Source organism: Corynebacterium sp. MSK071 (assembly GCF_030232125.1).
Classification (GTDB): Bacteria; Actinomycetota; Actinomycetes; order Mycobacteriales; family Mycobacteriaceae; genus Corynebacterium; species Corynebacterium kefirresidentii.
In genome coordinates, this window is sequence record NZ_JASPJA010000028.1 from 1 (window position 1) to 2,680 (window position 2,680).

Consider the following 2,680-nt stretch of genomic DNA (forward strand, 5'->3'; position numbering starts at 1 on the left):
AAAGAGTGTAATGCCTGCAACGACGGCGGCAATAGCTGTGACAATAAGGCCAATTGGGTTTGTGTCAAAAATAGCCGCCAACAGTGCAGGCAAGGTACGCAGCCCAGTGAAGATGATGCGCCCGACCTTAATGATTCCGCCCAAAGCCTTACGGAATCCCATAAACCCCTTTATCGCAGGGCCCAACTTCGGCCCGAATGATGCGATAATGTCGCCGCCTGCCTTAAACGCCTTAAACCCGCGAGTGATCGGCGTAATGACTTTAGCCCACGTCATAAACCCACCAGCAGCCGCAGCAGCCAATCCTGGGTGCTTGGCCATCTGGTCGGTGAGCATCTCAATGGCCGGGACAACCACGTTAGAAATCAGCGGCGCGAGAGCATTTAACAGGTCGACAATAGCAGGCAGACTACCGACAGCAATAGAGCCCATGGCAGTGACGATGGAAGGCAGAATAGGTGCGATGGCGCTGAGAAGCTGGGCTACTGAACTGCCTAGTTGTTCAACTGCAGGCCATGCTTGGACTGCTAAATTCCCCATCGACGTGAACGAATTCATCACCGAATTAAAATCAATGTTCGAAATCGCGTCGAACATTTTCGGAATGACGTCATCAGCCAAGTGGTCAAAAATCGGGGCAATCTTGTCTGAGAGCTGTCCAGCGAAATCACCAATCTGTGGAGTGATTCTTTCGAATCCATCCGATAGTGCGTTAAAGACGGGAATCATGCCGTCGTAGAAAGGCTGAATGAATGCAGCAGTCACGTGAGACGCAAACGCTGCCATAGTGTCGAAGGAGCCTTTGAATGTTTCGCGTTGCTTTTGGGCGGCGCCATCGAACATGTCGTTCATGGCGTTAGAAAAGTCCTCGAATGAGACCTTGCCCGAGCTAATCATGTCGGTGACTTCTTCTTTAGTCACGCCCATCTGGTCGGCGAGTTTTTGCTGCAGGCCGATTCCTCGGTCCATCAACTGGGCCATAACTTCACCGTCAACGTGGCCGCGGGCAGCAACCTTGGACCAAATAGAGCCCATCTCGCCCATAGAAACACCAGAATGAGCAGCAGAGTCGGCAACACGGCTTAGCGTGTCCTGAAGGTCCTGCCCCGGCTTAATGCCCGAGCTGAGCATGACAGAGGCAACCTGGGCGGTATCACCCATGAGGAAGGAGGTGCCCTCAATGGACTTGTTGACATTGCCCATAATCTGGTCGATGTCTTTGCCCTTATAGCCTAGGCCCTCGAGGGCTTTTTCTGCCTTGTCAGTCGAAGCAAGGCGGTTAAACCCATCACTAAAGGCTTTACCCGCGCTGACACCAGCAGCGGCGGTGGTGGCTACAGCACCAGCTTTCATCGTCTTCTTCAGACCACTGGTGATTTTGCCACCCATCTTCTCGCCCCACGAGCTAGAAGGGCTGACCACAGCCTTATCAATCTGCTTGCGTACCTGGGAAAAATCTCCCATTTTCGGCACGATACTGACCCAGCCGGTACCAACATCGAAGTTTGCACCCATGCTTAACCCCCGTCAACGCCAGGCCAGTCATCGCCTAGCCATTCGTCCATTTCTTGCTTGGTAAGTCCTTCTGCCTGAATTCCAGCAGTTTCGGTTTTCTTGTCGTCGACTCCGGGGCGGGGGATAGGCTTAGGCTTTTGCCCCTTACCTCCCCAAGCACTCATCGCCTGCTGGTCAGCAATATGCGCCAGGAGCTGATTGGTAAGGTTCCATTCCCAGTCCTTCTTTTGTGCATTGCGCACCAGCGCCGAGTCTGGGCCAGCGGTGGCAATCAAAGCGATGGCATCATTCCACGTGACACGGTCTGTGCCGTCGTTTATCCACCGCCAGCGTATACCGGCTTCGATGAGTTCCCTTTCGACTGCCATAGAAAATCGGGTGTCGGTGTCCACGGCGTCGATGAGGGAGACGATTTCGCCAAGGCTAGCTTTTGTCGCCGCCTTCGCTCCAGTCCTGCATGAACGTGTTGAACTCGTCCATGCGCATGTTATCGATGACATCGAGGGTGCCGTCATCAGACTTGTCGGCGGCGCGCTCAAGAATCATCCAGGAGAAGTCTTCATCATCAAGGCCGTCTCGCTTGGCGCGGCGGCGGTCGCCGACGGTGATGATGGAGTCAATCGGCGGCAGGCTGATTTTGTCACCGTTGTTTGTGGTGTAGTTGAACCAGTTGTCTGCGGTTGTGGTGTTTTTCTTGGCGTTCTTCTTTGCAGCCAAAACAAACAATTCCCCCGAATCGAATACGTGTTTTACATGCGGACTTGCGCAGTCTCCTACCTTGCTGGAAGGAGACTACTGCAATCCTTGCACCCTCATGATAGCAGCACTTATGTACGGCTGTTTACGGCCCAAAGCTAGCTAGCAACCATCCCAAACCGGCTGCGATTGCGAAGTAAGCCAAAATGAGTACAGCGACAATTGGGATAAAGGAATACAGGTACACAAGCACGATTGCTACCGCAAGGCCAGTTGACGCCATGAAACCAGTAACAGCCCCAGCAACATTGAGGACAACCACTAAAGCCACGAGGCCAATAGATACTGCAGCCACAACCGCTAACTGACCGATAATCCACAGTCGCAATAGTCGCCCCACCGGCGAATGCCGGGTGAGAAGGTTGAAAATATCCAACGGAATACCCACCAGTGGGAACGCAATCGTATT

General features: G+C 53.3%; 4 protein-coding genes. All 4 read right to left on the bottom strand.

From position 1 onward, the window contains the following. Nucleotides 1–1,464 (bottom strand): tape measure protein (locus QP990_RS11990; RefSeq protein WP_284799393.1); only part of this gene is annotated, 1,464 nt, incomplete at its 3' end. 53 nt (nt 1,465–1,517) lie between these two features. After that, nucleotides 1,518–1,883 carry a hypothetical protein gene (locus QP990_RS11995; protein WP_284799396.1) on the bottom strand — a complete coding sequence of 122 codons (366 nt, stop codon included), beginning with the start codon at nt 1,881–1,883 and terminating at the stop codon, nt 1,518–1,520. Nucleotides 1,884–1,938: 55 nt separating this feature from the next. Next, nucleotides 1,939–2,232: a hypothetical protein gene (locus QP990_RS12000; protein WP_284799398.1), complete on the bottom strand. Its 294-nt coding sequence runs from the start codon at nt 2,230–2,232 to the stop codon at nt 1,939–1,941. A gap of 124 nt (nt 2,233–2,356) precedes the next feature. Beyond that, the coding region (locus QP990_RS12005; RefSeq protein WP_284799400.1) for a hypothetical protein at nt 2,357–2,680 on the bottom strand (324 nt) is incomplete at its 5' end.

Coding starts and splice junctions, on each gene's coding strand:
- QP990_RS11995 (WP_284799396.1), bottom strand. CDS start 1,883: ATGGCAGTCGAAAGGGAACTCATCGAAGCCGGTATACGCTGGCGGTGG.